Source organism: Brevibacillus sp. JB24b (assembly GCF_051713385.1).
GTDB classification, from domain to species: domain Bacteria; phylum Bacillota; class Bacilli; order Brevibacillales; family Brevibacillaceae; genus Brevibacillus_B; species Brevibacillus_B laterosporus.
The window spans coordinates 4584294-4607681 of sequence record NZ_JBNVQV010000001.1; the positions used below are offsets into that span (position 1 = coordinate 4584294).

The following is a 23388-nucleotide window of genomic DNA, read 5'->3' on the forward strand; positions in this document are numbered from 1 at the left end:
CGTTTTTCCTTGCTTAGATATCTAGCATTGGTACTCGAACCCCACGCTCTTTTGCTGTTTCAACTGCTAAATCATAACCAGCATCAGCGTGACGGATAACTCCCATGCCCGGATCTGTTGTAAGTACACGTTTCAGTCGCTCTTCTGCTTCCACCGAGCCATCTGCCACAACTACCATTCCGGCATGCAAGGAATAGCCCATCCCTACACCGCCACCATGATGTACGGATACCCAGCTTGCGCCCGCAGAGGTATTTACCAACGCATTTAAAATAGCCCAGTCAGCTACCGCATCACTACCATCCTTCATTGCTTCTGTCTCACGATTTGGAGAAGCAACCGAACCGCAATCTAAATGATCCCGTCCAATAACGATTGGTGCAGAAATTTCACCGCTTCGTACCATTTCATTGATAGCAAGCCCCATCTTGACACGCTCTCCATACCCCAACCAGCAGATACGGGCAGGCAAGCCTTGGAATGCTACCCTCTCCTGAGCCATCGTAATCCAGCGGCGGAGATGCTCGTTCTCTGGGAATAGCTTTAGGACAAGCTCATCTGTTTTATAGATATCTTTTGGATCGCCTGACAAAGCAGCCCAACGAAACGGCCCTTTGCCCTCACAAAATAATGGGCGAATATAGGCTGGTACAAAACCCGGGAAATGAAAAGCATCCTCAACGCCTTCATCAAAAGCAACCTGCCGAATGTTATTACCATAATCAAAAACGATCGAACCTGCCTTTTGTAAATCAAGCATGGCCTGTACATGGATGGCCATTGAACGTTTCGCTAGTTGGATGTATTGATCTGGATCGCTCTCTCTTAATGATTTTGCACCTTCTAATCCATAACCGACTGGTACATATCCATTCAAAGGATCATGTGCAGAGGTCTGGTCGGTGACAAATTCAGGCGTTAGCCCCCGTGTAACCATCTCTGGAAAAATCTCTGCGGCATTACCGACCAAACCAATGGACAGTGCTCTACCTTCATTCTTCGCTTCTGTTGCCATCTGCCATGCTGTATCTAAATCATGTACCATTACATCACAGTAGCGAGTCTCAATCCGGCGTTGGATGCGAGTAGCGTCAATATCAACTGCGATGACCACACCTTCATTCATCGTAACCGCTAATGGTTGAGCTCCCCCCATACCGCCCATGCCTGCTGTTAGAGTAATGGTACCTTTTAATGTACCATTATTGTGCTGGCGTGCTGCTTCTGCAAAAGTCTCATAAGTTCCTTGCAGAATTCCTTGTGTTCCAATATAAATCCAGCTACCAGCTGTCATTTGCCCGTACATCATTAAGCCTTTTTGGTCTAATTCACGGAATGTCTCCCAATTTGCAAAAGCGGGAACCAACATAGAGTTAGATAACAACACACGCGGAGCTTGGGAATGTGTACGGAATATTCCTACTGGTTTACCCGATTGAATTAACAATGTCTCGTCTGCTTCCAATTCTTTTAAGCATTCAACGATCTTGTCAAAACTAGCCCAGTTACGTGCGGCTTTACCGATACCTCCATACACAACCAAATCCTCCGGACGTTCTGCAACCTCTGGGTCCAGATTATTCATCAGCATGCGTAAAGCCGCTTCCTGTTCCCAGCCTTTCGCGCTTAATTCATTACCGCGTGGAGCTCGCACTACTCTTTTATTGGTTGTTGTCATTTTACATTCCCCTTTCGTATAGCAAACATTTGCTTACAAACACAATGGGATTACTAGCTGTGAGCTCGATTGGCATACCCCGCTAAAAAAGTCAAAATCGTATATAAAGAAGCTCTTACCGTCGCTCTCCGTGGGTCTTGTATGGGGTCAACACAGACGATATCAAAGCCTTTTATCTTAGGACGGTTGCCTAGACTCAACTGTAATTATACGATTTTTCCCAAAAGACTGTTTATTTTCTTCAGTTTACCGGAAAGCGCTTACGAATCATCTAGTGTAATTTGCGAAATACTAGCATAATCTTGCTGTACGATATTCGCGTGGACTCATGTTCATATGCCTTTTGAATAGACGACTAAAATAATTAGCATCTTCAAATCCTAGTTCAAAAGCAATTTCTTTAATAGATAAATCGGTAGTTTCTAAATAGATAACAGCTTTTTGTAGCTTCATATGATGAACGTACTCAATAAAGCTGTATCCTGTTTCTCGCTGAAAAAGATGGCTAAAATGATAGACACTCAAGCAACAATTTTGTGCTACTTCCTTCAATCCTATCTTTTCTCCTAGATGTTCCTTCAAATACAATATCGCGTTTCGAATAACAGGAGAATATTTTTTCATGCCTAGCTGTTCCCCCTGTTGAACCAGACTTATGCTATACCGCTCCACTTTTTGCAAGAAGGTATCGTAGCGTATTGTTTTATAGAGATCCTGAATGAATCGTGCATTCTCTGCTAAAATAGTGGAAGCATCTGCTCCCAGCTCTAGCACCGTCCTTGACATAGCTGTTATAATCTCAACCACTTCCGATTGAAAGCTCTCCACATCCTGCTGGTCCACCATCGTCATATCCTGTAGCAGCGTGCGCAAGGATTCTAGCGTAGCGCGTTCATCTCCAATTCTCACACTAGCGATAACATCTGCTCGATTCTTGCTAAGTATGGACGAATTTCTTCTGCTTTTGCTATCCCTATCTTGTTTCGTCCTTTTGGGCAAAACTAACTGATTTCCTTGAAAAAAACGATCCTTTAAAGCCATTTGTGCTTCTTCATAAGAATGCTGCATATCCAGCGGATTATCATAGACGCCCCCAATTCCGATGGAGACCGATATCCTTTTTTCATCGGCATGTTGAACAATTTCAGAAGCGATCTGACGAGCTTTCTGACCAGCAAAATCCTGGTGCTTGTTCTCGTTACCATCTAGCAGTTCAAGCAATATGACCATAACCCCTTCTGAGACCCAGCACCACACAAAAGGAACAGATAAAGCCTGGTGCAATACCTTGAGTAATTGCTGTCCGATTTCTTGGCACCATCCAACAGGCTTACTCGCTGCCAAATCAGGATACCGATCCAGTGATATCACCATTGCAAGCTTAGGACAAATTGTTAATTGTAGCTGTTGCTGTCGCGTTATAAACTCTGCCTCATGTACCATTGTTCCTGTTATCAGTTCGTGAGCAAATGTTGCCTGTATCGCTGCTGCTTGTTGTAAAGTAAGCATCGGCTCCCTCCTTTTGTCCCTTTGTTTCACATAGTACAAAAATAGACGATCATTTCCGTATATTCTATCGGAATTGACCGCCCATCCTTTTGTTACATTGTCGCTTCTATTATCTTACTTTATCGTTTTATTCGCGATCCAAAAGAGATGCGCCAGCAATTCCGGGATGTGTCATCTCATATGGGTCTAAAATAATATCGAGTTCCTCTTCCGTCAACACATTATAGTCCAAGCACAGCTCGCGTACTGATCTGCCAGTCAGTGTTGCCTCTCTTGCAATACGTGCTGCTGGTTCATAACCCAAATGTGGATTAAGTGCAGTAATAATTCCCACGCTATTTTCTACGTATTGGCGACAACGATCTATATTTGCTTCAATACCTTCCAGACAATTTTTCTGGAACACTGTAAATACATTATTCATAATAGTCAAGGACTGAATCAGATTAAATACAAGCACAGGCCCCATCACATTTAACTCTAATTGGCCTGCTTCAGAGGCTAAGCAGATCGTATGATCATTCCCGATTACCTGGAATGCCACTTGATTGACTACCTCTGCCATTACTGGGTTTACTTTTCCTGGCATAATAGAAGACCCTGGTTGACGAGCAGGTAAGCTAATTTCCCCTAATCCTGCACGTGGACCAGAAGCAAGTAAGCGCAGATCATTTGCAATTTTAGACATATTGATCATACAAACCTTGAGAGCCGCAGATACTTCTGTATAAGCATCCGTATTTTGCGTAGCATCCACCAAATTCTCTGCGCTAACCAATGGTAATTCAGTCAGCTCTGCAAGAATTTTAACAACCCGTTCAATATAGATTGGATCGGCATTTAGACCCGTACCTACTGCTGTTGCCCCCATGTTTACTTCATAAAGGTGCTGACGAGTCTGCCCAATTCGTTTAATATCTCGATCCAATACACGGCTATATGCCTCAAATTCCTGGCCCATTCGAATTGGAACAGCATCCTGCAAATGAGTGCGTCCCATTTTAATTATATGATCAAATTGCTTTGCTTTATCTACAAAAGCATCTTTCAATGCTTCCATAGTACCTAGCAATTGATTAATTAAGCGCAGAACCGCAATATGTACGGCTGTTGGAATTGCATCGTTTGTGGATTGTGCTTTGTTTACATGCGTATTTGGGCTTAGGGTAAAATAATCGCCTTTCACCGCACCCATGATTTCCAATGCTCGATTCGCAATCACTTCGTTAGCATTCATATTGATAGAGGTACCGGCGCCTCCCTGAATCGGATCGACAATAAATTGCTCATGCCATTTGCCATCAATCAATTCTTGAGAAGCTTGTACGATTGGATCACCTAATTTGGAAGAAAGCTGCTTTACTTCCATATTGGCTAAAGCTGCTGCTTTTTTTACATAGCCTAGCGCTTTAATTAGCTCCCCATCAATACGATAGCCTGTGATCGGAAAATTCTCTACAGCACGCAACGTTTGAATGCCATAATAAGCATGCAATGGTACCTCTTTTGTTCCAAGAAAATCTTTCTCCTGACGTGTTTCTTGACTGATACTCATGGTTAGTCCCCCGTCTTTGATCGCTCTAGCTAGAGCCGTATTGATTGTCAGTTCACTTATGTATCTATCATATACCAGTTTGCCCCATTCCAACAGGTCTGGCCATCTCATATTGTGCAAAAAGGTAAAAAAGCAAAAAACCGATAAGCCTTTGCTCATCGGTTTCTTTTAAACGCATTTATTCCTTTTTAAAGCGCAAACATTTTTAGTAGGGCTTCTTCATCTACATGGTTACCAACCAAGAAGATACCGAATTCACCATAACGCGCACTTACTTCATCGAATCTCATTTCATACACAATGTGTTTCAATTCAATTGGGTCATGAGCGAATAAAGTAACGCCCCATTCCCAATCGTCATACCCCACAGAGCCACCAATAATTTGCTTGATTTTACCAGCATATTTACGACCAGTCAAACCGTGAGTTTGCATTAATTCACGACGCTCGTCCATTGTCATGGAATACCAGTTGTCTTTTTCTCCACGTTTCTTGTTCATGGGATAGAAGCAGAAGTGATCCCATTTTGGTAAGATTGGGTACAAACGCTCACGCACATGCGGATTTGCTTTAGGATCTTGACCAGGATTGTTCACATAGTTGCTTAACTCTACCACGGAAATATAAGAGTAATCCGTCTCTGTATAATCTGCAAAGCGAGTTTTATTGATCGCTGTTTTTAATTCATCCAATTCACCCATTGTAGGGCGTAGGAAGATAAAGCATAGATCAGCTTTATGTCCAAGTACAGAATACACAGCCGTGCTACCACCAGTCTCGGATTCTGCATCATTCCATACGCGCATTAGGGAAGTTAGTTCGTCAAGGGCCGCTTGGCGTTCTTCGCTAGATGCTTTTTTCCATTTTTCCCAGTTGATCTTCCGGAAGTCATGATAGGTAAACCATCCTTCCAACGTGAGCAATGCTTCATTGGCTGACATGTGACACAACCCCTTCTTATGGTTTAGCGTGAGCCTTTGCTCCGCCTATGTACATACACGAAAAGCCCTCTGTTTCCTTATTCGAGAGACCTGTCCTTCTTTATCTTACTGATAACTTTTGGAAAAGACAATGATTTGCTAGGCTTTGGCGTACAGTTGTACTTTCTGTGACAAAAGCGGCGTCATCTTACAACTTCCGTAGCATAACCTGTTCAATGGCATGTTGTTTTCCCTTCGTCAAAATCAAATCAGCTCGATAACGCGTAGGCAAGATGTTCTTATGTAAATTAACTGCATTGATTTCCCGCCAGATGTTATTAGCTACATCCAACGCCTCTTCATCGGATAGCTGCGCATATCGATGGAAATAGGAGGCCGGTTTCTGGAAAGCTGTCTGTCTTAACAATAAAAAGCGATTTAAATACCACTCGCGAATGTCTTGTTCTTTGGCATCTACATAGATTGAGAAGTCAAAGAAGTCAGAGACAAACACCTGTGGCATGCTTTCATTATCTATAATACGTCCTACTTGTAAGACATTTAATCCTTCCACGATCAAGATATCGGGTTGAGAAACGATTTGCTCTTGGTCACGCAAAATATTGTAGGTCAAGTGGGAGTAGAGTGGACAACTCACTTCTTTAACGCCAGATTTTACATCTGCTAAAAAATTGATCAGCCTTGTTGTATCATAGCTTTCCGGAAAGCCCTTACGCTTCATCAGGCCACGTTCTTCCAATATCTCATTGGGGTAAAGGAAGCCATCCGTAGTAACCAGCTCCACCTTCGGATGATTAGGCCAGCGTTTCAACAAGGATAATAGTACGCGTGCTGTCGTGCTTTTCCCTACAGCGACACTGCCAGCAATACCAATGATAAATGGTACCTTTTCCGAACGATTCCCTAGAAAAGTATCGGCAGCTTTGTACAACTCTTGTGATTCTGCTACATATAAATTTAACAGCCTGGAGAGAGGCAGATAGATTTCACTGATTTCTTGTAGTGATAGTTTCTCATTAAGCCCTTCTAGATCAGCTAAATCCTCTTCACAAATGGATAAGGGCGTTTCATTTCGTAGCCCTCTCCACTCTTCCCTAGAAAAAATCATATAAGGGGAATAAATTCGTCTGTCGGCATAGTTCGCCACGGTAAGTCCTCCTTCTCAGGCAATGCATCAAAAACAATGTCCACTCCATCATACCTTTCTAGCTTCCATGCTTCCACTTCGAATTCTACAAAAAATGATCTTTTTCGCATTTTCCTACAAATAATACGGAAAAAACTGTTAAAATAGTCATCAAGAAAAAAAGAATTGGAGGTTCTCTTATGGAAGAAAAGTTGATCAAAAGTGCAAAATATGGTTTTCTTGTTGGTTTAGCCATCATGATTCTAATTGTGCCCGAGGAGCGTGAAATCCATCTGTATTCTGGTGGGATGACTACCCAAGAGCTTACTTGGATGGAATACATCTTACGTGTGGTGAGATATACCATTATCTTTACCAGTGCTGTCGTTCTCATGACATTTTTCCAAGAGAAAAGGGGCTTACAAAACTCTGGGTTACCTTGGGTGGTAGAAAAAATATTATATATTGTGCTAGGATTCCTAGTCGTCACAGCAATTGGTATTTTATTGTCATTCCTAGCTCCTTTTCTCCATCGTATGTTCACTTAACTCATATCCTTGTACCACAATGTACGATAATCCACATGTCCTTGACGATTAACTCTGATTCCACGCAACCGTGGATCAACCACTAGCCCTATCCGATTACGATAAAGGGGCAGATAAGCTATCTGTTGTTGTAACATTTGCTCTATTTTGGTGATAGCTTTCCGTCTATCTACCCCTGAGGAAAGACTCTGTAGATGAGTGATCGCGATCTTAATTTTTTGTCGGTCCTCATCCTTTACATGGGAATACACAAAACTGTTATGTGACAAAAAAACTTCTAGTAAAGATAGCTCTGTATCATCACCAATCGTGGCACTATCATGAATGAAATCAGCTTGCTCAATAGTGATAGGTTGCAGTAGCTCACTCACGGTATAATAATGATTTTCCATATTTAAGCCATACATCGCACACCGCTCTTTGATCCATTCGCAATCTTCCACATGATCTTGATCTGTAAAAGTATGTAAACGAACGGCTTCTCCTTGGTAATTGCTCTGTTGAAGTAAAAGATGTACACGTTCAGAAAGACATAAATCAGATTGTCGCTTGCTCTCTTCTAAAAATAAGCTATCTCGCTTCCAAGAAGCAAAACACGTAGCTGTTTCGTGACGTGCACCTCCCAGTTCGTGCAGCATCTGTTCAGGCGATAAGATCAGTTGCAGCGCTCGGCGAAATGAAAGAGAAGTAATTGGTCCTGATTTTCGCTGATTGCAGCTCAAGTACTGAACACACCAATCATCACTTGTTACCCTTTGCCAATCCTCCCTGTGACTCTCTACTTTTTGCTCTACTTCATCCATTTCATACCACATGCCATATGTGGTTTTCATTTCGATTTCATCAGCTTTTGTTTGCATAGCAATAAATTGCACACGATCGAGATGAGGCCTAATACCGAAATAACTTTCAAACGCTTCTAGTATGGCCAGACCATCATCGTTTCGAATAAGTTTAAACGGCCCCGTTCCTATCGGCATCCTTGCAAAATCCTCACCTACTTGCTCTACATAATCCTTAGGCACAATAGCAAGATGTTCATTCCCTAGATAGCGATCAAATAAATGGTGAGGACCTGTGAGCCTTATTTCAATAACACGATCATCATGCTGGATCATCTCTCTTATTTCCCGCGTCAGCCATTGATAAGGGGAATTCTCCCTTGCTAATCGATTAAGGCTGAAAATTACATCGCTTGCTAGCATTTCTCGCCCGTGGTGAAACAAGACCCCTTTGCGCAAAAAAATCGTCCAACGGTCCCCAGATTCATTTTTTTCGATATGATAGGCCAAATGAGGTTCCATACTACCCGACGTCTTATTATAGCGAAGCAGCGTTTCACAAATATGCTGACTGATATGGCACTCTGAGCGTAGGTATGCATGGATAGGGTCAACTATAGCTAATGGTTCACCTAGAGGCAGACGCAAGGTCTCGATCCTTTTACCCTGTTCCCTTTCCCACTGCAATCCAAATTGCCCTCGAAACCAACGCTGAAATCTCTCATTAGCTTTTGGCAGAGTAATCGTATATTTTTGTATGAGTGACAATGCCTCTGCTACCTGCCCTGAATAAATCATCTGTTGTGCATGGCTAATTATTAGTTCGTCTGGCTCAGCTAGAAAGGAAAGCTGTGACCGATTTCCTCTTCCTCTACCAGGTATCCAAGCAATCCATTGAAGAGCAATCCATTTTTGCAAAATGAACTTACTATTTCGAGTGGTACAGCACAACAAAGTAGCAATTTGTTCAAGCGAAATCGAAACAGGCTCTTTTAATGGAATATGATTTAATTCCGTTCGAAATCGTATAAAATCATCTAAAATATACATAACGACTCTTCCTTTTTACTCATTCTCTACCACTATTTACTCTATTTTCGTAACTATTGATTCCCGCTACACAACAAGTTATCCGAAAATTGTAAATATAATACAAGATAAGTACATATGAAAATCTAAGCAAAACAGAAAAGATAGTCCCAACTCTACATGTTACTTTATAAAGTAAAAATTGGTTAGGAGTAGTAGACGACTATTCCTAACCCTTTTTATATCAACTGTTTATCTCTCTCAGATCTGCCCCTCTATAAAAGAGGAAAAAGTAGTGCTTCCTCTTCTTCTCTTTTTCTTGTCTCCCCTATGCCATACAATCAGCAAAACAAAGGGGGATCAAGTTATGAAATTTCCTAACCCAACGAAAAAAAATTGGACTCAACGCTATCATATCACTATCTGGATCAGAATGTTTGGAGCATTCATAACGAGTCTATCTAGCTCAATGCTCGCCCCATTTTTCTTGTTATACTTACATGATAAATTAAACGGGGCTGTGCTAGTACCTATGCTCATTGTCGGATTACAACCATTAACCGACATCATTGTTACATTGCTCGGGGGTGGTATTACCGATCGTTTAGGACGTAAACCCGTGATGCTGCTTGCCCTAACCATGCAAAGCATAGCAATGGCAGGTTTTATTTTGGCTGACTCGGTACTTAGTTTTGCCCTGCTGTACATGTTGCATGGAGCGGGACAATCATTGTTTGTTCCTGCTCAACGTGCTCAAATTGCTGATGTCACAACAGATGATCAACGTGTGGAAGTGTTCGGATTACTCAATACCATTAGCTATATTGGTCTTGCGTTAGGTCCTGTAGGAGGAATGCTATTATTCCACTATGATCCTACTTGGCTGTTTGGTATAGAAGCCCTATCCATATTTATTTACATGCTTGTATGCTGGTGGAAATTACCTGAAACAGCTCCTGTCTCATCTGATATTCTTTCTTCCTCATCTGACCAGTGTGAGGCGTCAGGAACGGAAAAAAAAGAGGCAGGATCTTCTGATCGTACCGAAACAAACCATGTCTCTGTAGGAACGAGTAGGCATCGTTTCTTCTCGTTACATCGAATTACTACACTGATCACTAGATACAAACATGTACTCACGCTAATGATCTACACTCTACCAATCAGTTTTTTCTATGCTCAAACTGAGACCACCTTCCGAATCTATTTGCAAGAAAGCTTTGTTAACTATGTATCCATTATTGCAACTCTATCAACAATCAAAGCTATTTTATCTGTGGTACTACAGCTACCATTGGTCAAATTAACAGAGCGCTTCTCCTTTCAACGTGTGATGCTGTTATCCTGCTCTTGCTTTATGGTAACTGCTGTCGCGTATGGATTCTCTAAAAGTATGATTGTCCTTATTCTGGTTCAATTAACGTGGACTGTAGGAGAAACTATCGGGCTAACGCGTTTGCATACGTACATTTCAGAAATTGCTCCTCCAGAGGAACGTGGCCGTTATTTTTCTTTGCACGGCATTCATTGGGATATCTCACGCACATTTGGTCCTTTCTTAGGAGGAGTCGTTTTGCTTACCTTTGGTGGGGAAACCTTATTTAGCATTTGCCTAATCTTACTGCTCTTATCTGGAATCCTCTTTTTCCGATCACCAAATTTTCACAAATTGACTGGACAAGACGTGGACTTTCGAAAGAAAACTGTAATAAAATAGTGTTAACTATCGTAAGTCATAACTATATTCGTTCATATATGAAAGAGAGGGTCGCATCCATCTATGCTAAAAACTGTTTTGGGACGTGTTCGTGTGATTGGCTTTTTAGAAGGTCTTTCCTTCTTACTCCTGCTGTTTATCGCGATGCCACTAAAGTATTATGCTGATCTACCCGTTGGAGTACAAGTGATTGGGCCCTTACATGGTGTTCTGTTTGTTCTCTATCTATTTGTTGTGGCTCATGCTACTTTTGCGTTAAGATGGTCATTTATCCGTGCGATAGGTGCTGTGCTAGCATCCGTTATTCCATTTGGAACCTTTGTTTTAGATTCGAGATTAAAAAAGGATGCCTAACTAAGAACACGTAATATTTAGAATGCATGATTAGTATGCTAGTGAAGAGGCTACCCATGAGCCTCTTTTTTTATTTTGATATGAGCATTTTGTAAGATATTTGTAACCTTTCAGGACAGATGTTTTCTTAGAATAAAAGGGGGTCCACCCTTAATTTGTCACTTTTTCTTTCCTTTACCGTCTTATTAATAGATAAATCTAGTACCTGAGGTGAATAATGGATCAACAAAAACCGAGTCGTCTTCAAATCAGACGTAACAAAAAGAAGCAAGAACAACGTAAACGACTCCGCCTGCTTATTATGACCAATACTGTTCTATTAACAGTAGTCCTACTTATCGTCGCTTGTATCTATCTTCCCGAAAAAATTGACAAATTCTTCTCCTCTCAAAACAATGCTTCTACAGATTCTACAGACCCTACTTCTAAGAATGTTCGACTTACGTTTGCGGGCGATATCATGATGTCTGGACATGTGGAGACTTTATTAAAGGATAAAGGTTATGACTATGCTTTCAAGCATGTAAAAGATATATTTCTAGCCGATGATTATACAATTGGCAATTTAGAGACTCCAATCACAGAAAAAGGTAGTCCAGCCGCAAACAAACAGTTTGTCTATAAATCAGCACCGGAAGCAGTTACTGCCATGAAAGCATCAGGGATCGATCTAGTCAATCTAGCCAACAATCACTCTATGGACCAGGGAGAAGATGGATTATTAGATACGTTGTACACGTTGGACAAGGAAAAAATCGAGTATGTAGGAGCTGGGGTTAATGCTGATCGTGCTTACTCCCCTGTTTTCGTAGAACGTAATGGTATTAAAATGGCATTTTTCGGTTTTAGTCGTGTCGTTCCTGAAACCAGTTGGTATGCAGGAAAAAATAAGACTGGCCTTGCGGTAATGTATGATCCTAAACGGGCAGTTGAAGCCGTACAAGCTGCCAAGAAGGAAGCTGATCTAGTCATTGTCATCGCTCATTGGGGAAAAGAAAAAGTAGATTTTCCAGTAGAGCACCAAAAAGAATTGGCCCGAGCTCTCGTGAACGCAGGGGCTGACCTTATTGTCGGTGGTCATCCTCATGTACTACAAGGATTCGAGCAGCTTGATGGAAAATGGATCGCATACAGCATGGGAAATTTCATCTTTACCCGTGCGACACAGCCTAAAACCTGGGAAACCATGGTTCTACAAGCTACCCTGACAAAGGAGGGAGTTAAGGAGCTTAAAATGGTGCCATACCATGCGGAACTCGGTCAGGCTGTACCAATGAATGAGGAAAATTCTCTTCAATTGATAAAGCGAATAGAGTCAATCTCTTCAGGAGTTAAAATTGCAGAGGATGGTACAATTACAGCTTCAAAAGGGACAGACGAAAACAATGGATAAATCAGAATGAGTAGTCTGTGCAGGGAGTATATCATTTAGCAATCAGAATCCGCTCAAAGCAACGTTTAAAGCAGGAAAGGAATCAAGAATATCGATTTTACAGCTATTAACAATTAAAAAACCATTTTCCGAATAGAAAAAGGGCTACTCCTCAAATAAACAACCTGAGCGAGCAATGCCCCTTTTTTTATTAAAGATATAGAATGATGCCTTTGTAAAGCTCTATACATGCTTTGTTGCCATTTTTCTTTTCCCAGATTGTCTTTGTACCATAGCAATAAGCGGAGAACCAATGATTGTTGGCAGTAACCATAGCAAAAGTGACGGCCACTGGTTCAGAACAGGAATCTTAGCTTGATTTACGACCAAAACCGCTGTAATAACCCCAATGTAGGAACCAAGCATTCCGTAAATATGCTTGCCTACCCATTCAGTCCATCTACGTTCTCTAGCTAAATACCCATATAGTGCTAATCCATACGAAAACAGCGCAATAAAAAACAAATATGCGCTCTCCTCCCAATGCCAAATAGCCGTTATAATGGATGTCAGAAAAATCACTACGTACGATCCGTGATAAATCTCCCCGTAAATGGTATGGAAACCTCTTTTTTTCCTCATGATGATTGCCAATAATCCTGTGAGTAAACATACTGTTCCTGCTAAGATATGCAACGCAATCAGTATCTGAAAAATGCTCAACTGACATCACCTCTCCTTATGTATAAGTTCTTGATGATGTCCTTAATCATCATAGCAATTGACTCTGGGAAGGTCCTTATTGATTTTTTAACTGGTCAATAGCATAAGTGGTGGTTATCGTAATGTTATTCGGTAATTCGTCGATTGGAAACCATCCTACTTCCTCTAAAGCGTGTGGTTCCAAATTTTGAACCTTGCCACTATCGATGTGAGCTATAAAAGTTGGAGCAACCCAATGGACATTTTCTGCTTGAACAATATGATTTGTCACACATAATAGGCTGTCAATAACGATATTTATATTAAGCTCCTCTTTTATTTCACGTATCACAGCATCTTCAATCGTTTCCATGTAGTCCACCTTGCCTCCAGGTAGACTCCAACAACCGGCTTCTGGTGCTTTTTTGCGTAAGACAAGTAGAATACGTCTATTCTCGTCTATGATTGCAGCTCCTACACCCACTCTTGGAATATTGTTTGTCATAAATGAACTCCTTTTTGTAGAAATATTCTTGATTTTAAATAAAAAAGTGGGAACTATTTAGCTTCCCACTCTATTGTTTTAATCCCAAGTGTATCGTTGCCTCGGAAAGGATCCCCGTTCATTCGTATAAGCAATCATTATAATCTATTATATACGAATCTCCACTACATCTTCTACAGGTATCGTCTGAAGATTATTTCCTCTTTAATTTCTCGTTAATTTTTTTCATTTCTCGTAAATTCAGCCAATATAGCACCGCCCAGACAAGGATATAAATAATTAATTGAACTCCAATAAACATAAGAAACCTGACTGGATTCTCAGCTGGATTTTCATACCAATCTCCAATTGCACCACAAATAAACACAAGTATTAAGACAACAACATAATGTATTGATAATTTAACCACAAATGGCCAACGATCAAAGTAAAAAATAAGTGTGATAAGACCGCAACCCACTCCTAGAAATACAGCCAAAAGCAATTCCAACAAAAGCTCTTGCCCATTAATTACTCTGGTTTGATTTTGTAATAAAACAATTGTAAGAATGATATAAGAGGTACTTAACCCAATAAGGGCCCCTATTAGTGAAGATTGGATTATTTTTTTCATTAAGCATCCCTCCCGATTCCTAGCCGCTTCTTCAGTACCTTTAAATACATACGACTAACATGAGCTGTTGATCCATTATCCATCACAAGCTGCATCATACCTATTTTCTCCATCTTCATAAAGGAAATTTTAGACACATTTACGAGCGTTGATTTATTGACACGGACAAAGTTCTTTTTTAATAAATCTTCCAGCTCAAATAATTTACGCTTTGATTCATATTCATCCTCATCTGTTGAAAAATAAACCTTTGAACCTTCTGAATAAACAAAGTAAATATCTATAATTTTCAACATATAGATTTGCTGTTGTACATAACCATCAATTACTTCTGTGTTAGAAGACTCAAAATACCTCATAATTCGTTCAATTTCATTTGTATACGCATTTGTATGAATATGGATTTCTGTTTCCTTTACATTCTCATCGATGATTAATTTGATTTGCATATGCACCCTCCACTCCATAAATAAAATATAACATGGAAACTATTTATATTTTATTTTCTTATATAAGTGGTTCAATATGACAAATAAGTAGCAAAAAAGCGATGATGATATGTATATTCACCACCGTTTTTTTATGTTATTTGCTTCTATTAGTTTAAGGAGATTAGACTAATACAGGGGGATAAGGGTTTCCAATATAATTTAGAGGCCCTACATTAGCACTAATGTTTAAAAATGTAGAGCGAATAAGAAACATCATTCTTATGCATTATCCGTATAACCCTTCAGAAGAACACAAAGAAACATTTATCAATTCTGTCCTTTTAGGTTATATCGGAACGGGTTTTGAAATACCAACATCGAGTCTAAATACGAATCAATCTACAGCATTAAAAATAGTTTCGGTGAAGGTTGGTAGAAGGGAGTTGGAAGATGTTAGTATGGGACGGTTCAACCATCTGATTATATTCCCGGGCCCAAAGGTAAAGGGTGTTCATGTTGCCATTCGGTATCATTTGTCAGGCTTGGCAATTGGAGATAAGTTTTTAAGTTTTACAACCTCCCAAGCTCTTTTAGAACATTATTAACCTGAATACCTTTGTATCCTTTACTCTTAGAACTGTCAAACTCATCAATATCAACTGCACCATCGCCAAAGTTTGCGCTAGCACGAACCTCCTCATAAATGCTAAACTCCCCTTTGTATTTGCGATGTACTTTTGATACTCTTCGTTGATTACATCCTTAACTGTCAAGACACCTTCGAGCTGAGCTTTGATTGTAGTGTGTTCAGAACTTGATACATTGCTTGCTGAAACCGTTCCTGGTAACGCTGCGGGTAATAATAATCCGATTGCCAAAACTAGACTAAAAAATTTTTTTATGAAATTACCCCCCAAAAAATGTATAATGCAAATCATTGAAACTGAAGGGGGTTGTTACCATGTTTTCGTTTGGATTCCAAATTTGGACTGGAGTCGTAATATGGGTAGGTTTAATCGTAATAGCAGTTTTGATAATTAGAAAATATTTGAAAAACAAAAATTAAAGATTTGGTAGATAAATATTTGGACTAGGAAAAAAAAGAACAAACCTTGGAAAATATCTCGATCGACGTGGAATGAAACAGGAGTGGCTTTCTTCGGCTTCAAAGGTTAACAACAGAGATACAATTGGACAACTTTGCTCCAATGATGAAAAGCTTCCAACGATGAGAACCGCTAAAAAGATATTGGACGCCTTACGCAAAGTAGATCCAACTGTGAAGCAAACCGACTTTTGGGAGATGTAAACACCCCGCCAGGTTATCAATGGCGGGGGTGTTTGCTGTATCCCTGTTCCCACAACAATACATTCTATGTAGTTGTAGATGCACTACTTAGGCTTCTACACTAACGACATCTTCTACGGGTATCCATCAAAAATCCTCATCATTCTTTAGCTTGATCTGCTTAACCGTTGAATCAAACTTCTCTACCCATCCCCAAGCTGATTCAATTACTCCTCTACCCTCTTTTGTTTCTTTCCACCAGCTAATTGTTAATGCGTAGTCATACTGATGTGAGTCAGATATTCTATAACAAAACTCGGCTAGCTCATCCTCTTCAATGATCGGTTTCTCAATTAGTTTCTTATCCTCATGAAATTGTCGTAGCATCTCAGCATGCTCTGGCAAAATAAATTTCGTTACAAGTGGATCAAGAATTTTGCTAGCCATCAAAACATCTCTCCAAACACCAACTTGTGTTCTTATCTAATTAGATATTATGGAGAATATGCAGTAGATAAAACAAAAAAGGTCCACCTGCTTTGACAGCAGTAGACCCAACAATTATTGTAAAAAATAACTACTCTTTCTTTTTCTTGTTTTGTTCTTCAAGCAAATCAACAACCTTTTGCAACATTTTTATTGTTTCATCGTGTTTTCTACCAAATTTCTGAGAGAAAAATCTATATATCCACACAATCACGAATACTATCAGAAACAAGAAAAATAATTGATATAATGAAGAAATAACGCTAAATTCCAACTGAATAACCCCTTTTTCCGGAATATTTTCCATAAATGTTTACTTACAGGAAAAATTATGATAAAACAATCTTGTATAGGAATTATACCAAATAATGGAATGTTTTTAAATGTTCAAAAAAGTTGTAGCACCTTTCTTAGCACTTTCTTTAGCATTCTCTGTATCAATTCCATATCAAGCACAAGCAAAAGAAAAAAACGTAGACGTAATTGACATGACAAATTACGTCACAGAAGAACAATTAGATTCAATTAAAGGGAACGAGAAAACCTTTGAACAACTAATGAAGGAATACCATCTTGAAAGTGCTGATGACCAAGAAGTTGGAGGTAGTACTATAAAAGTCGATAGTCCTGAGGAACTTCAAATATTTCTTGAAAGCATTAGATCTGAAGAAGGAGAAGAATTTATAGAAACAGACCGTAAGATGATGATGGCAGCTGTTGATAAAGCAACAAAAGTAACTAGAGAAAAAGAGCACACCTATATTAGTCTTGTAAATTCCACAAAAGTTACCCTAACAGCGAACTTCACTCTTAAAGGCGATGGTTCTTTTAGATATATTAGTAAAGTAAGTGCAAAGATTAAAGCAAAAGAATATGGGTATGGAAATGAATTTGTAAATGGTGATACAGATTACGATTTATTAAAAGGTGATACAAAAGCAATTGTGTATGGAACTGGTGATATTAAACAAAGAATTTCAACCGATTTTGGAGATGTTGTTTATCATTACGATCCTGTTAAGTTACAGCTCGAATATGAGGTTTATTAAAGGAGTATTATTCGAAATTTTCCGAACTAATTTATCACTTACTTATACAGCATAGTGAACTTATACCTTATCTAAAAAACGCCCTCCAACATTGCGAAGGAGGGTTCTCTCATGATTAGGAAATAGTTATAGTTGTTTAAATAAAATTAATCCTCTAGGGCTTCCTAGGGGGTTATTGTGTATATAAATGATTTAAGGCTTCGTTACACCTACAAAACAAACTGATAACGAAAGAGATTATATTTCTTTCCTATAAAAATTAAAAAAGAAAATATATTTTTAAAAATTTACAAATTACGCCATAATTAATTACATATTTTTCAATTTATTTTTTTGTTTTATAAAATTTATTCTCGTATAATGCAAATGTGTCGGCTGACATAAAATGAAGAGTTAGTTTCAGCCTTTTCTTTAACAGATGATGATTTTACATTGTAAACCTACACACAACAAAAGCCTTAGAACAATTCTAGAGCTTTTCCGTAGACTAACTAATTATCCTGATCACTTTTAACATGGTTTATAGGTCAAGCGCGTGGGGGGCCTTTCCCCATCTACAGCTATCCAGTATTGTTTAGCATAGCTATTAGTCTGTATCGTTAAGTGTACATTTCAATATACATTATTAGTCTTTTTTTTGTTGATTATTAGCCCCCACCACACAAGTATGTATATGTATCCTAAAATTGAATAAATAGTCCACATCTCTCCTTGTTGTAATTGATCGATTAAATATTCAAACTCATTTAACCCTTCTTGTCTTTCAATCTCATGAATTAAACCTATAAAGGGAATAGTACACACAAAAATAATTGTTAAACTAGATACTATTCTTAAAACCTTTTTTTTAACAAGACTGGATATAGCACTTCTTAATGTTATTAACAAAAATAAGTAATATATAGTCCAAAACCAATTTGGAAGAGTTTTCACTTGGTTTTTCTCTCCTTTGGAACCTATTATTTGAATTTCACTTTTATAATTGTAGCCACTCTAAAAAAATAGAGGCGGTTTCCCGCCCCTATCTCCATCAATCCCATGCATATCTCTGCTCTTTAAATGGATCCCCATACATATGATAGCCATTCTTCTCCCAAAATCCTGGCTTATCCTTCTCCAAAAACTCGATACCTCGAACCCACTTTGCGCTTTTCCAAAAGTAAAGATGCGGGATGACAAATCGAAGCGGATAGCCGTGGTCAGGTGTCAACTCCTCACCATTATGCTTCAACGCAAATAAATTCCCTTTTGTCATAAAATCATCGAATGGCATGTTGGTCGTCCAACCTTCTTCAGCATGGAGCATCACGTATTTAGCTTCTGGCTTAATGGTAACCAACTTCACTACTTCCTCTACAGGAATACCCTCCCAGACATTATCTAGCTTGGACCAGCCTGTCACGCAATGAATATCATTGCTTACTTCTCCTATAGGTAGCTCTTTAAATTCAGAAAAGCTTAACGTCTTTTCTTCCTCTACTGCTCCAAAAATTCGAAAATCCCACTGACTCAAGTCTTTATACTCTGGCACATTACCATAATGAAGCACAGGAAAGCCTGTCGTTACCTTTTGATTAGGTGGAACGCGATCATCTTTTGATCCACGGCTTAATCCATAAAACACATGTCATCGCTCCTTTATTTCCGTACCAAAATGGCATGGTCTACCTTGATGCAATGATCCATAACAGCTGTAATGCCATGCTCTTCTACCAGCTGAGCCGCTTCTTCGTTATAAATTCCTTGCTGTAGCCAAAAAACTTTAGGCTTATGAGCCATCTTGATGGTATCTTCAGCAACGGACATAGTGTCTTCACTACGACGAAACACATTTACAATGTCAACCGGAGTCTTACAATCAGTAAGAGAAGCAATCACTTTCTCACCCAACACCGTTTCCCCTGCAATGATTGGATTGACTGGGATTACGTGATATCCTGCATGTTGCAGTGCCTCGGCAATCATATAGCTCGTACGATCTGTTCGATTAGAGCATCCTACAACTGCAATCGTTTTTGCCTCTTCCAAAATCTTTCTGCGCTCGTCATTTGTTGGATTTGTAAATGCCATCTTTTTCACCTCGTTTATATTATGAACACCTTACTTGGTGCGTTGTAACAAAAATTGAGCAATAGAGCGAACCATTGCACCGGTAGCACCTACTGGTCCTAATGGAGTCGTTTTGCTCTGAGATGCAGTCCCAGCGATATCTAAATGCACCCATGGAGTCTCTTCAGCAAACTCTTGCAGAAATACACCAGCAATAATTGCATGACCATATCTTCCACCTGAATTTTTTAGATCAGCTACATGACTTTTATTTAATTCGCGATACTCTGGGAACGTTGGTAACTGCCACAAACGCTCTCCGCAGTAATCAGCAGCTTGGAACATCTCATCAGCCAATTGCTGATTATTGGTCATTAATCCTGTTGTAACGTGCCCCAACGCAACCACGATCCCACCTGTTAACGTTGCGCAATCCACTAGGCAAGAGACACCTTGCTGCTTCGCATACGTGATACAATCTGCTAATACCAATCGACCCTCTGCATCAGTAGTGATAATCTCTACCGTTTTCCCGCTCATCGTAGTTATTACATCACCTGGCTTAAACGCCGTTCCAGAAGGCATATTTTCCACGCATCCAATTACCATCATGATATTAACAGCCGGTTGCAAGCGTCCGATTGCTTCCATAGCTCCAATCATCGCTGCGCTTCCACCCATATCCGTTTTCATTTCTTCCATTCCAGCTACCGGCTTTATCGAGATACCACCTGTGTCAAAGGTTACCCCTTTTCCAATTAAGCCAATGACATCTTCCCACTGCTCTTTCCCTTGGTATTTGACCACAACCACATACGGTAATTCGGCACTGCCCTGCGCGACAGATAAGACGCCACCCATATTTAGCTCTTCCAGCTTATCTTTTGCCAGAAGCTCATAGCTCATTCCATAACGTTTTGCTACCTCAATCGCTCTTTGTGCTAATTCATGTGGAGGTAAGTAATTCCCAGGCTCATTCACTAACGTACGAGCTAGATTCGTACCAGTGCCAAATGCTTGTGCCATCTGCAATCCTTTTTCTGCTTTAGCTTCTTGCTCTTCATTGACTACAATTTCTACTGTTTGAAAAGAAGGTTTGTTTTTTGGAATCGCTCGGTATCCTTCATATGCATAGGTTCCTAGTAAAAAGGCTTCACCCACCGCTTGGGTCAAGCGCTCTACGTCGAGATTGGTTTGCTCCGTCAATAGGATGGCAAGGCTTTTCTCAGATGCTTCTATTTTGAGCTGTTGCACGACTTTAGCAAACGCATCTCGTGCGGAGATAAAATCTAACTCTGCCATTTCTCCCATACCTAGAAATACGAGTCGAGTGGCTGTCAATTGTCCCAATGTATGTAGGATGGTTACTTTGCCCTTTTGATCACTAATCTCGCCTGTTTGGAGCATATGTGACATTTGCTGATGGAATACTGCATCTAGCTCATTCCATTCCTGTGTATGTATCGTTTGATTCTGATAAATTGGTAGGATGAAATAATCTGTTCCTTTTTCCAAATAAGAAGGATTTTTTGCTTCAATATGTATCAATGCTGTACCCTCGTTTCTTGAATGTACACCCTATATCTTACTATCACTTAGACTTGATATACGTGCCATTTTATTTCTATTATACTGTTCTAATCTGTGATCCCCTTCGTCACCAACTGAAATGTACGATAGGGGAATTCCAGTTTATTCACCTCATCATACGGAATCATTTCAGAAGAAGGCAAGGCTTGCAGACACTTCTCTAAATAGAGAAGTACCTCATCCACTGGCAAATCCCAATATTGTGGTGAATATGCTTTTAAATATTTATGAGCATTCGTAAACATCCAACGTGCACCTTTTATATTTCCACATTCCAAATGATACAAGCCTACAGCCATTTGGAGCAAACCTTGTAAAAACTTATTGGTTTTTTGCTCCATCCAAATGTCCTCCAATAGATCATGACAATCATAAAATTCACGTTGATTAAATTTAATAAAAAATTGAATATATTGCTCGGGATATCGCTGTTGCATAGTGCTCCCTCCCGTACTTTTTTTCTTACATCATATCATACATGGAAATGTTCAAATTGCTTTTATCTTATCGTGCAAGAATCTTCCTCTAGTTAGAGCTTATGAAGTTGTAAATAATATTTACAAGATAAATGCGCAATCTTTATCATCCGTAAGAAAAAGTTAAGGAAGTATATATTCAGTTTCTGTTACAATAACATGTAGGATTAAGTCTATACGAAAGGAACGGAATATCTGCATGACCATCTTAGACAATTTCCCTTTGTGGTCGGCGCTTTTGGCGATTGGGTTGGCCCAATTCATCAAAATCCCCTTGAATTATCTGGCGACCCGCGAATGGAGTTGGCCACTGATGTTCAGCACGGGGGGCATGCCCAGTTCCCATTCCGCCGCCGTCACCGCACTTTCTACTGCTGTCGCCCTTGAAGAGGGTTTATCCAGCAATGCCTTTGCTATTTCAGCCATCATCGGCGTCATCGTTATGTTCGATGCAACTGGTGTTCGTCGCCATGCTGGCATGCAAGCTGTTGTATTAAATAAGCTAGTAGAGGAATTTAATCATTTACTGGAAGGTATGAAAACCTTCAAAGTACATCCGCGCACAGAAAAAACGAAAAAGTTAAAAGAGCTTCTAGGTCATCAACCAATCGAGGTGTTTATGGGTGGTTGGTTAGGTATTATTGTCTCACTGTGCCTACGTCCATTCTGGTAAACATACTCACATGGGGAGGAAGTAGATGTGAGAATTATCTCGATTTGCCCAAGTAATACTGAAATTCTTTATGCTTTGGATGCAGGTGAACACGTTATTGCACTTGATGATCATTCTGATTGGCCATTAGAATGGCAACACCTTCCAAAGGTCGGACCAGACCTGAATATTGATATGGATAAAGTCGAAGCTCTACAACCTGATCTTGTAATTGCATCACTCAGTGTCCCTGGTATGGAGAAGAATATCGAAGAATTAAAGAAACGCAATCTTCCTTACATTATTCTTGATCCTGCTCACATTACAGATATCGCAGAAAATATTCGTGAGGTGGGTAGATCAATCAATCGGGTTGAGAAAGCAGAACAGGTAGCTACACATTTTATCGAACGGATCGAGCAAATTCGCATGCTAACCAAGAATGTAAGTGAGCGTCCTAACCTTTACTGGGAATGGTGGCCCAATCCATTATATACACCTGGCAGTACAAACTGGCTAACTAATGTCAGTGAATTAGCAGGAGCCACAAATGTGTTTGCTGATTACAATACTGATAATGTAAAAACCAACCGTGATCAAGTCGCAGAGAGAAACCCTGATCATATCATGGTGGTATGGTGTGGAATCGAGATCAAAAGAATAAAGTCTTCTATGATTACAGATCGACCAGAGTGGCAACAGATTACTGCCATACGCAATAATAACGTACATATTTTAGAAGAAGGACTATATTGTCGCCCCTCTCCGCGATTATTGGATGGATTGGAACAGCTAGTGAAAATCCTTCATCCTTCTCTAGGCACTTTATTAGACTAGGCGATAGTTGTTGCTCTTCAGTTCCAACAAAGCCATAACTATCTCAATATGAACTTTTTTATAGCCTTTAGTAACAAGAAAAAAGACCTGGCATGAATG

The 23388-nt window shown here is 39.7% G+C and carries 23 protein-coding genes; 7 read left to right on the forward strand and 16 right to left on the reverse strand.

Annotated elements, in window-relative coordinates:
- Positions 1-13: 13 nt before the first annotated feature.
- From hutU to coaA, 5 genes are all read right to left on the reverse strand, one after another.
- Entirely contained in the window at positions 14-1678 is a 1665-nt protein-coding gene (gene hutU, locus ACQV1I_RS21415; protein ID WP_116334955.1) for a urocanate hydratase, read from the reverse strand.
- 291 nt (positions 1679-1969) lie between these two features.
- On the reverse strand, positions 1970-3187 hold the full coding sequence (locus ACQV1I_RS21420; RefSeq protein WP_094700981.1) for an AraC family transcriptional regulator: 1218 nt from the start codon (positions 3185-3187) through the stop codon (positions 1970-1972).
- Between the two features lie 127 nt (positions 3188-3314).
- Positions 3315-4742, reverse strand: a complete 1428-nt coding sequence (gene aspA / locus ACQV1I_RS21425; protein WP_094700980.1) for an aspartate ammonia-lyase — start codon at positions 4740-4742, stop codon at positions 3315-3317.
- Between the two features lie 188 nt (positions 4743-4930).
- Positions 4931-5683, reverse strand: a complete 753-nt coding sequence (gene hemQ / locus ACQV1I_RS21430; protein WP_094700979.1) for a hydrogen peroxide-dependent heme synthase — start codon at positions 5681-5683, stop codon at positions 4931-4933.
- Between the two features lie 187 nt (positions 5684-5870).
- Positions 5871-6830 carry a type I pantothenate kinase gene (gene coaA, locus ACQV1I_RS21435; protein ID WP_104032021.1) on the reverse strand — a complete coding sequence of 320 codons (960 nt, stop codon included), beginning with the start codon at positions 6828-6830 and terminating at the stop codon, positions 5871-5873.
- 179 nt (positions 6831-7009) lie between these two features.
- On the opposite strand from coaA, the gene ACQV1I_RS21440 reads away from it, so the two are divergent.
- Positions 7010-7357 (forward strand): hypothetical protein, encoded by a 348-nt coding sequence (locus ACQV1I_RS21440; RefSeq protein ID WP_116334954.1) that lies wholly within the window; start codon positions 7010-7012, stop codon positions 7355-7357.
- Here the strand turns inward: ACQV1I_RS21440 and ACQV1I_RS21445 are convergent.
- The gene (locus tag ACQV1I_RS21445) at positions 7354-9189 is read right to left on the reverse strand and encodes an ABC transporter substrate-binding protein (protein ID WP_116334953.1); all 1836 of its coding nucleotides are present in this window, start codon (positions 9187-9189) and stop codon (positions 7354-7356) included. The genes ACQV1I_RS21440 and ACQV1I_RS21445 overlap by 4 nt on opposite strands.
- 346 nt (positions 9190-9535) lie before the next feature.
- On the opposite strand from ACQV1I_RS21445, the gene ACQV1I_RS21450 reads away from it, so the two are divergent.
- From ACQV1I_RS21450 to ACQV1I_RS21460, 3 genes are all read left to right on the forward strand, one after another.
- Positions 9536-10885, forward strand: coding sequence for an MDR family MFS transporter (locus tag ACQV1I_RS21450; protein WP_116334952.1), 1350 nt, complete (start codon positions 9536-9538; stop codon positions 10883-10885).
- A gap of 63 nt (positions 10886-10948) precedes the next feature.
- Positions 10949-11239, forward strand: a complete 291-nt coding sequence (locus ACQV1I_RS21455) for a DUF3817 domain-containing protein (RefSeq protein WP_116334951.1) — start codon at positions 10949-10951, stop codon at positions 11237-11239.
- Between the two features lie 217 nt (positions 11240-11456).
- Positions 11457-12632, forward strand: a complete 1176-nt coding sequence (locus ACQV1I_RS21460) for a CapA family protein (protein ID WP_116334950.1) — start codon at positions 11457-11459, stop codon at positions 12630-12632.
- A 222-nt stretch (positions 12633-12854) separates the two neighbouring features.
- Here ACQV1I_RS21460 and ACQV1I_RS21465 read toward each other — a convergent pair whose 3' ends face one another.
- The 6 genes from ACQV1I_RS21465 to ACQV1I_RS21490 form a co-directional block, all read right to left on the reverse strand.
- On the reverse strand, positions 12855-13334 hold the full coding sequence (locus ACQV1I_RS21465; protein ID WP_116334949.1) for a DUF2306 domain-containing protein: 480 nt from the start codon (positions 13332-13334) through the stop codon (positions 12855-12857).
- 76 nt (positions 13335-13410) lie between these two features.
- Entirely contained in the window at positions 13411-13818 is a 408-nt protein-coding gene (locus ACQV1I_RS21470) for an NUDIX hydrolase (protein ID WP_116334948.1), read from the reverse strand.
- Positions 13819-14011: 193 nt separating this feature from the next.
- Entirely contained in the window at positions 14012-14431 is a 420-nt protein-coding gene (locus ACQV1I_RS21475; protein WP_018673735.1) for a DUF3021 domain-containing protein, read from the reverse strand.
- On the reverse strand, positions 14431-14880 hold the full coding sequence (locus tag ACQV1I_RS21480; RefSeq protein ID WP_018673734.1) for a LytTR family DNA-binding domain-containing protein: 450 nt from the start codon (positions 14878-14880) through the stop codon (positions 14431-14433). Before ACQV1I_RS21480 ends, ACQV1I_RS21475 begins: the two co-directional genes overlap by 1 nt.
- Before the next feature lie 1417 nt (positions 14881-16297).
- Positions 16298-16597, reverse strand: a complete 300-nt coding sequence (locus tag ACQV1I_RS21485; RefSeq protein ID WP_116334945.1) for a YolD-like family protein — start codon at positions 16595-16597, stop codon at positions 16298-16300.
- A gap of 130 nt (positions 16598-16727) precedes the next feature.
- Complete coding sequence (locus tag ACQV1I_RS21490; protein ID WP_104032008.1) at positions 16728-16910, reverse strand: hypothetical protein; 183 nt, start codon at positions 16908-16910, stop codon at positions 16728-16730.
- A 109-nt stretch (positions 16911-17019) separates the two neighbouring features.
- On the opposite strand from ACQV1I_RS21490, the gene ACQV1I_RS21495 reads away from it, so the two are divergent.
- Positions 17020-17685: a hypothetical protein gene (locus tag ACQV1I_RS21495; RefSeq protein WP_116334943.1), complete on the forward strand. Its 666-nt coding sequence runs from the start codon at positions 17020-17022 to the stop codon at positions 17683-17685.
- Between the two features lie 1030 nt (positions 17686-18715).
- Here ACQV1I_RS21495 and ACQV1I_RS21500 read toward each other — a convergent pair.
- The 4 genes from ACQV1I_RS21500 to ACQV1I_RS21515 all read right to left on the reverse strand — a co-directional run bounded on the left by ACQV1I_RS21500 (position 18716) and on the right by ACQV1I_RS21515 (position 21761).
- Complete coding sequence (locus tag ACQV1I_RS21500; RefSeq protein ID WP_116334941.1) at positions 18716-19309, reverse strand: sulfite oxidase-like oxidoreductase; 594 nt, start codon at positions 19307-19309, stop codon at positions 18716-18718.
- 14 nt (positions 19310-19323) lie between these two features.
- On the reverse strand, positions 19324-19755 hold the full coding sequence (locus ACQV1I_RS21505) for a CoA-binding protein (RefSeq protein WP_116334940.1): 432 nt from the start codon (positions 19753-19755) through the stop codon (positions 19324-19326).
- Between the two features lie 30 nt (positions 19756-19785).
- Positions 19786-21282 carry a leucyl aminopeptidase gene (locus tag ACQV1I_RS21510; protein WP_116334939.1) on the reverse strand — a complete coding sequence of 499 codons (1497 nt, stop codon included), beginning with the start codon at positions 21280-21282 and terminating at the stop codon, positions 19786-19788.
- A gap of 89 nt (positions 21283-21371) precedes the next feature.
- Positions 21372-21761: a DUF309 domain-containing protein gene (locus tag ACQV1I_RS21515; protein ID WP_116334938.1), complete on the reverse strand. Its 390-nt coding sequence runs from the start codon at positions 21759-21761 to the stop codon at positions 21372-21374.
- A 238-nt stretch (positions 21762-21999) separates the two neighbouring features.
- Here ACQV1I_RS21515 and ACQV1I_RS21520 point away from each other — a divergent pair, with 238 nt between their 5' ends.
- Both ACQV1I_RS21520 and ACQV1I_RS21525 read left to right on the forward strand, forming a co-directional pair.
- Positions 22000-22473, forward strand: a complete 474-nt coding sequence (locus ACQV1I_RS21520; RefSeq protein WP_026315315.1) for a divergent PAP2 family protein — start codon at positions 22000-22002, stop codon at positions 22471-22473.
- A gap of 27 nt (positions 22474-22500) precedes the next feature.
- Positions 22501-23289: an ABC transporter substrate-binding protein gene (locus ACQV1I_RS21525; protein ID WP_116334937.1), complete on the forward strand. Its 789-nt coding sequence runs from the start codon at positions 22501-22503 to the stop codon at positions 23287-23289.
- The last annotated feature ends 99 nt before the right edge of the window (positions 23290-23388 follow it).

Coding starts and splice junctions, on each gene's coding strand:
- ACQV1I_RS21520 (WP_026315315.1), top strand. CDS start 22,000: ATGACCATCTTAGACAATTTCCCTTTGTGGTCGGCGCTTTTGGCGATT.
- ACQV1I_RS21515 (WP_116334938.1), bottom strand. CDS start 21,761: ATGCAACAGCGATATCCCGAGCAATATATTCAATTTTTTATTAAATTT.
- ACQV1I_RS21495 (WP_116334943.1), top strand. CDS start 17,020: ATGTTCAAAAAAGTTGTAGCACCTTTCTTAGCACTTTCTTTAGCATTC.
- ACQV1I_RS21445 (WP_116334953.1), bottom strand. CDS start 9,189: ATGTATATTTTAGATGATTTTATACGATTTCGAACGGAATTAAATCAT.
- ACQV1I_RS21460 (WP_116334950.1), top strand. CDS start 11,457: ATGGATCAACAAAAACCGAGTCGTCTTCAAATCAGACGTAACAAAAAG.
- aspA (WP_094700980.1), bottom strand. CDS start 4,742: ATGAGTATCAGTCAAGAAACACGTCAGGAGAAAGATTTTCTTGGAACA.
- ACQV1I_RS21455 (WP_116334951.1), top strand. CDS start 10,949: ATGCTAAAAACTGTTTTGGGACGTGTTCGTGTGATTGGCTTTTTAGAA.
- ACQV1I_RS21450 (WP_116334952.1), top strand. CDS start 9,536: ATGAAATTTCCTAACCCAACGAAAAAAAATTGGACTCAACGCTATCAT.
- ACQV1I_RS21485 (WP_116334945.1), bottom strand. CDS start 16,597: ATGGCTAGCAAAATTCTTGATCCACTTGTAACGAAATTTATTTTGCCA.
- ACQV1I_RS21440 (WP_116334954.1), top strand. CDS start 7,010: ATGGAAGAAAAGTTGATCAAAAGTGCAAAATATGGTTTTCTTGTTGGT.
- hutU (WP_116334955.1), bottom strand. CDS start 1,678: ATGACAACAACCAATAAAAGAGTAGTGCGAGCTCCACGCGGTAATGAA.
- hemQ (WP_094700979.1), bottom strand. CDS start 5,683: ATGTCAGCCAATGAAGCATTGCTCACGTTGGAAGGATGGTTTACCTAT.
- ACQV1I_RS21470 (WP_116334948.1), bottom strand. CDS start 13,818: ATGACAAACAATATTCCAAGAGTGGGTGTAGGAGCTGCAATCATAGAC.
- ACQV1I_RS21475 (WP_018673735.1), bottom strand. CDS start 14,431: ATGAAAAAAATAATCCAATCTTCACTAATAGGGGCCCTTATTGGGTTA.
- ACQV1I_RS21505 (WP_116334940.1), bottom strand. CDS start 19,755: ATGGCATTTACAAATCCAACAAATGACGAGCGCAGAAAGATTTTGGAA.
- ACQV1I_RS21420 (WP_094700981.1), bottom strand. CDS start 3,187: ATGCTTACTTTACAACAAGCAGCAGCGATACAGGCAACATTTGCTCAC.
- ACQV1I_RS21480 (WP_018673734.1), bottom strand. CDS start 14,880: ATGCAAATCAAATTAATCATCGATGAGAATGTAAAGGAAACAGAAATC.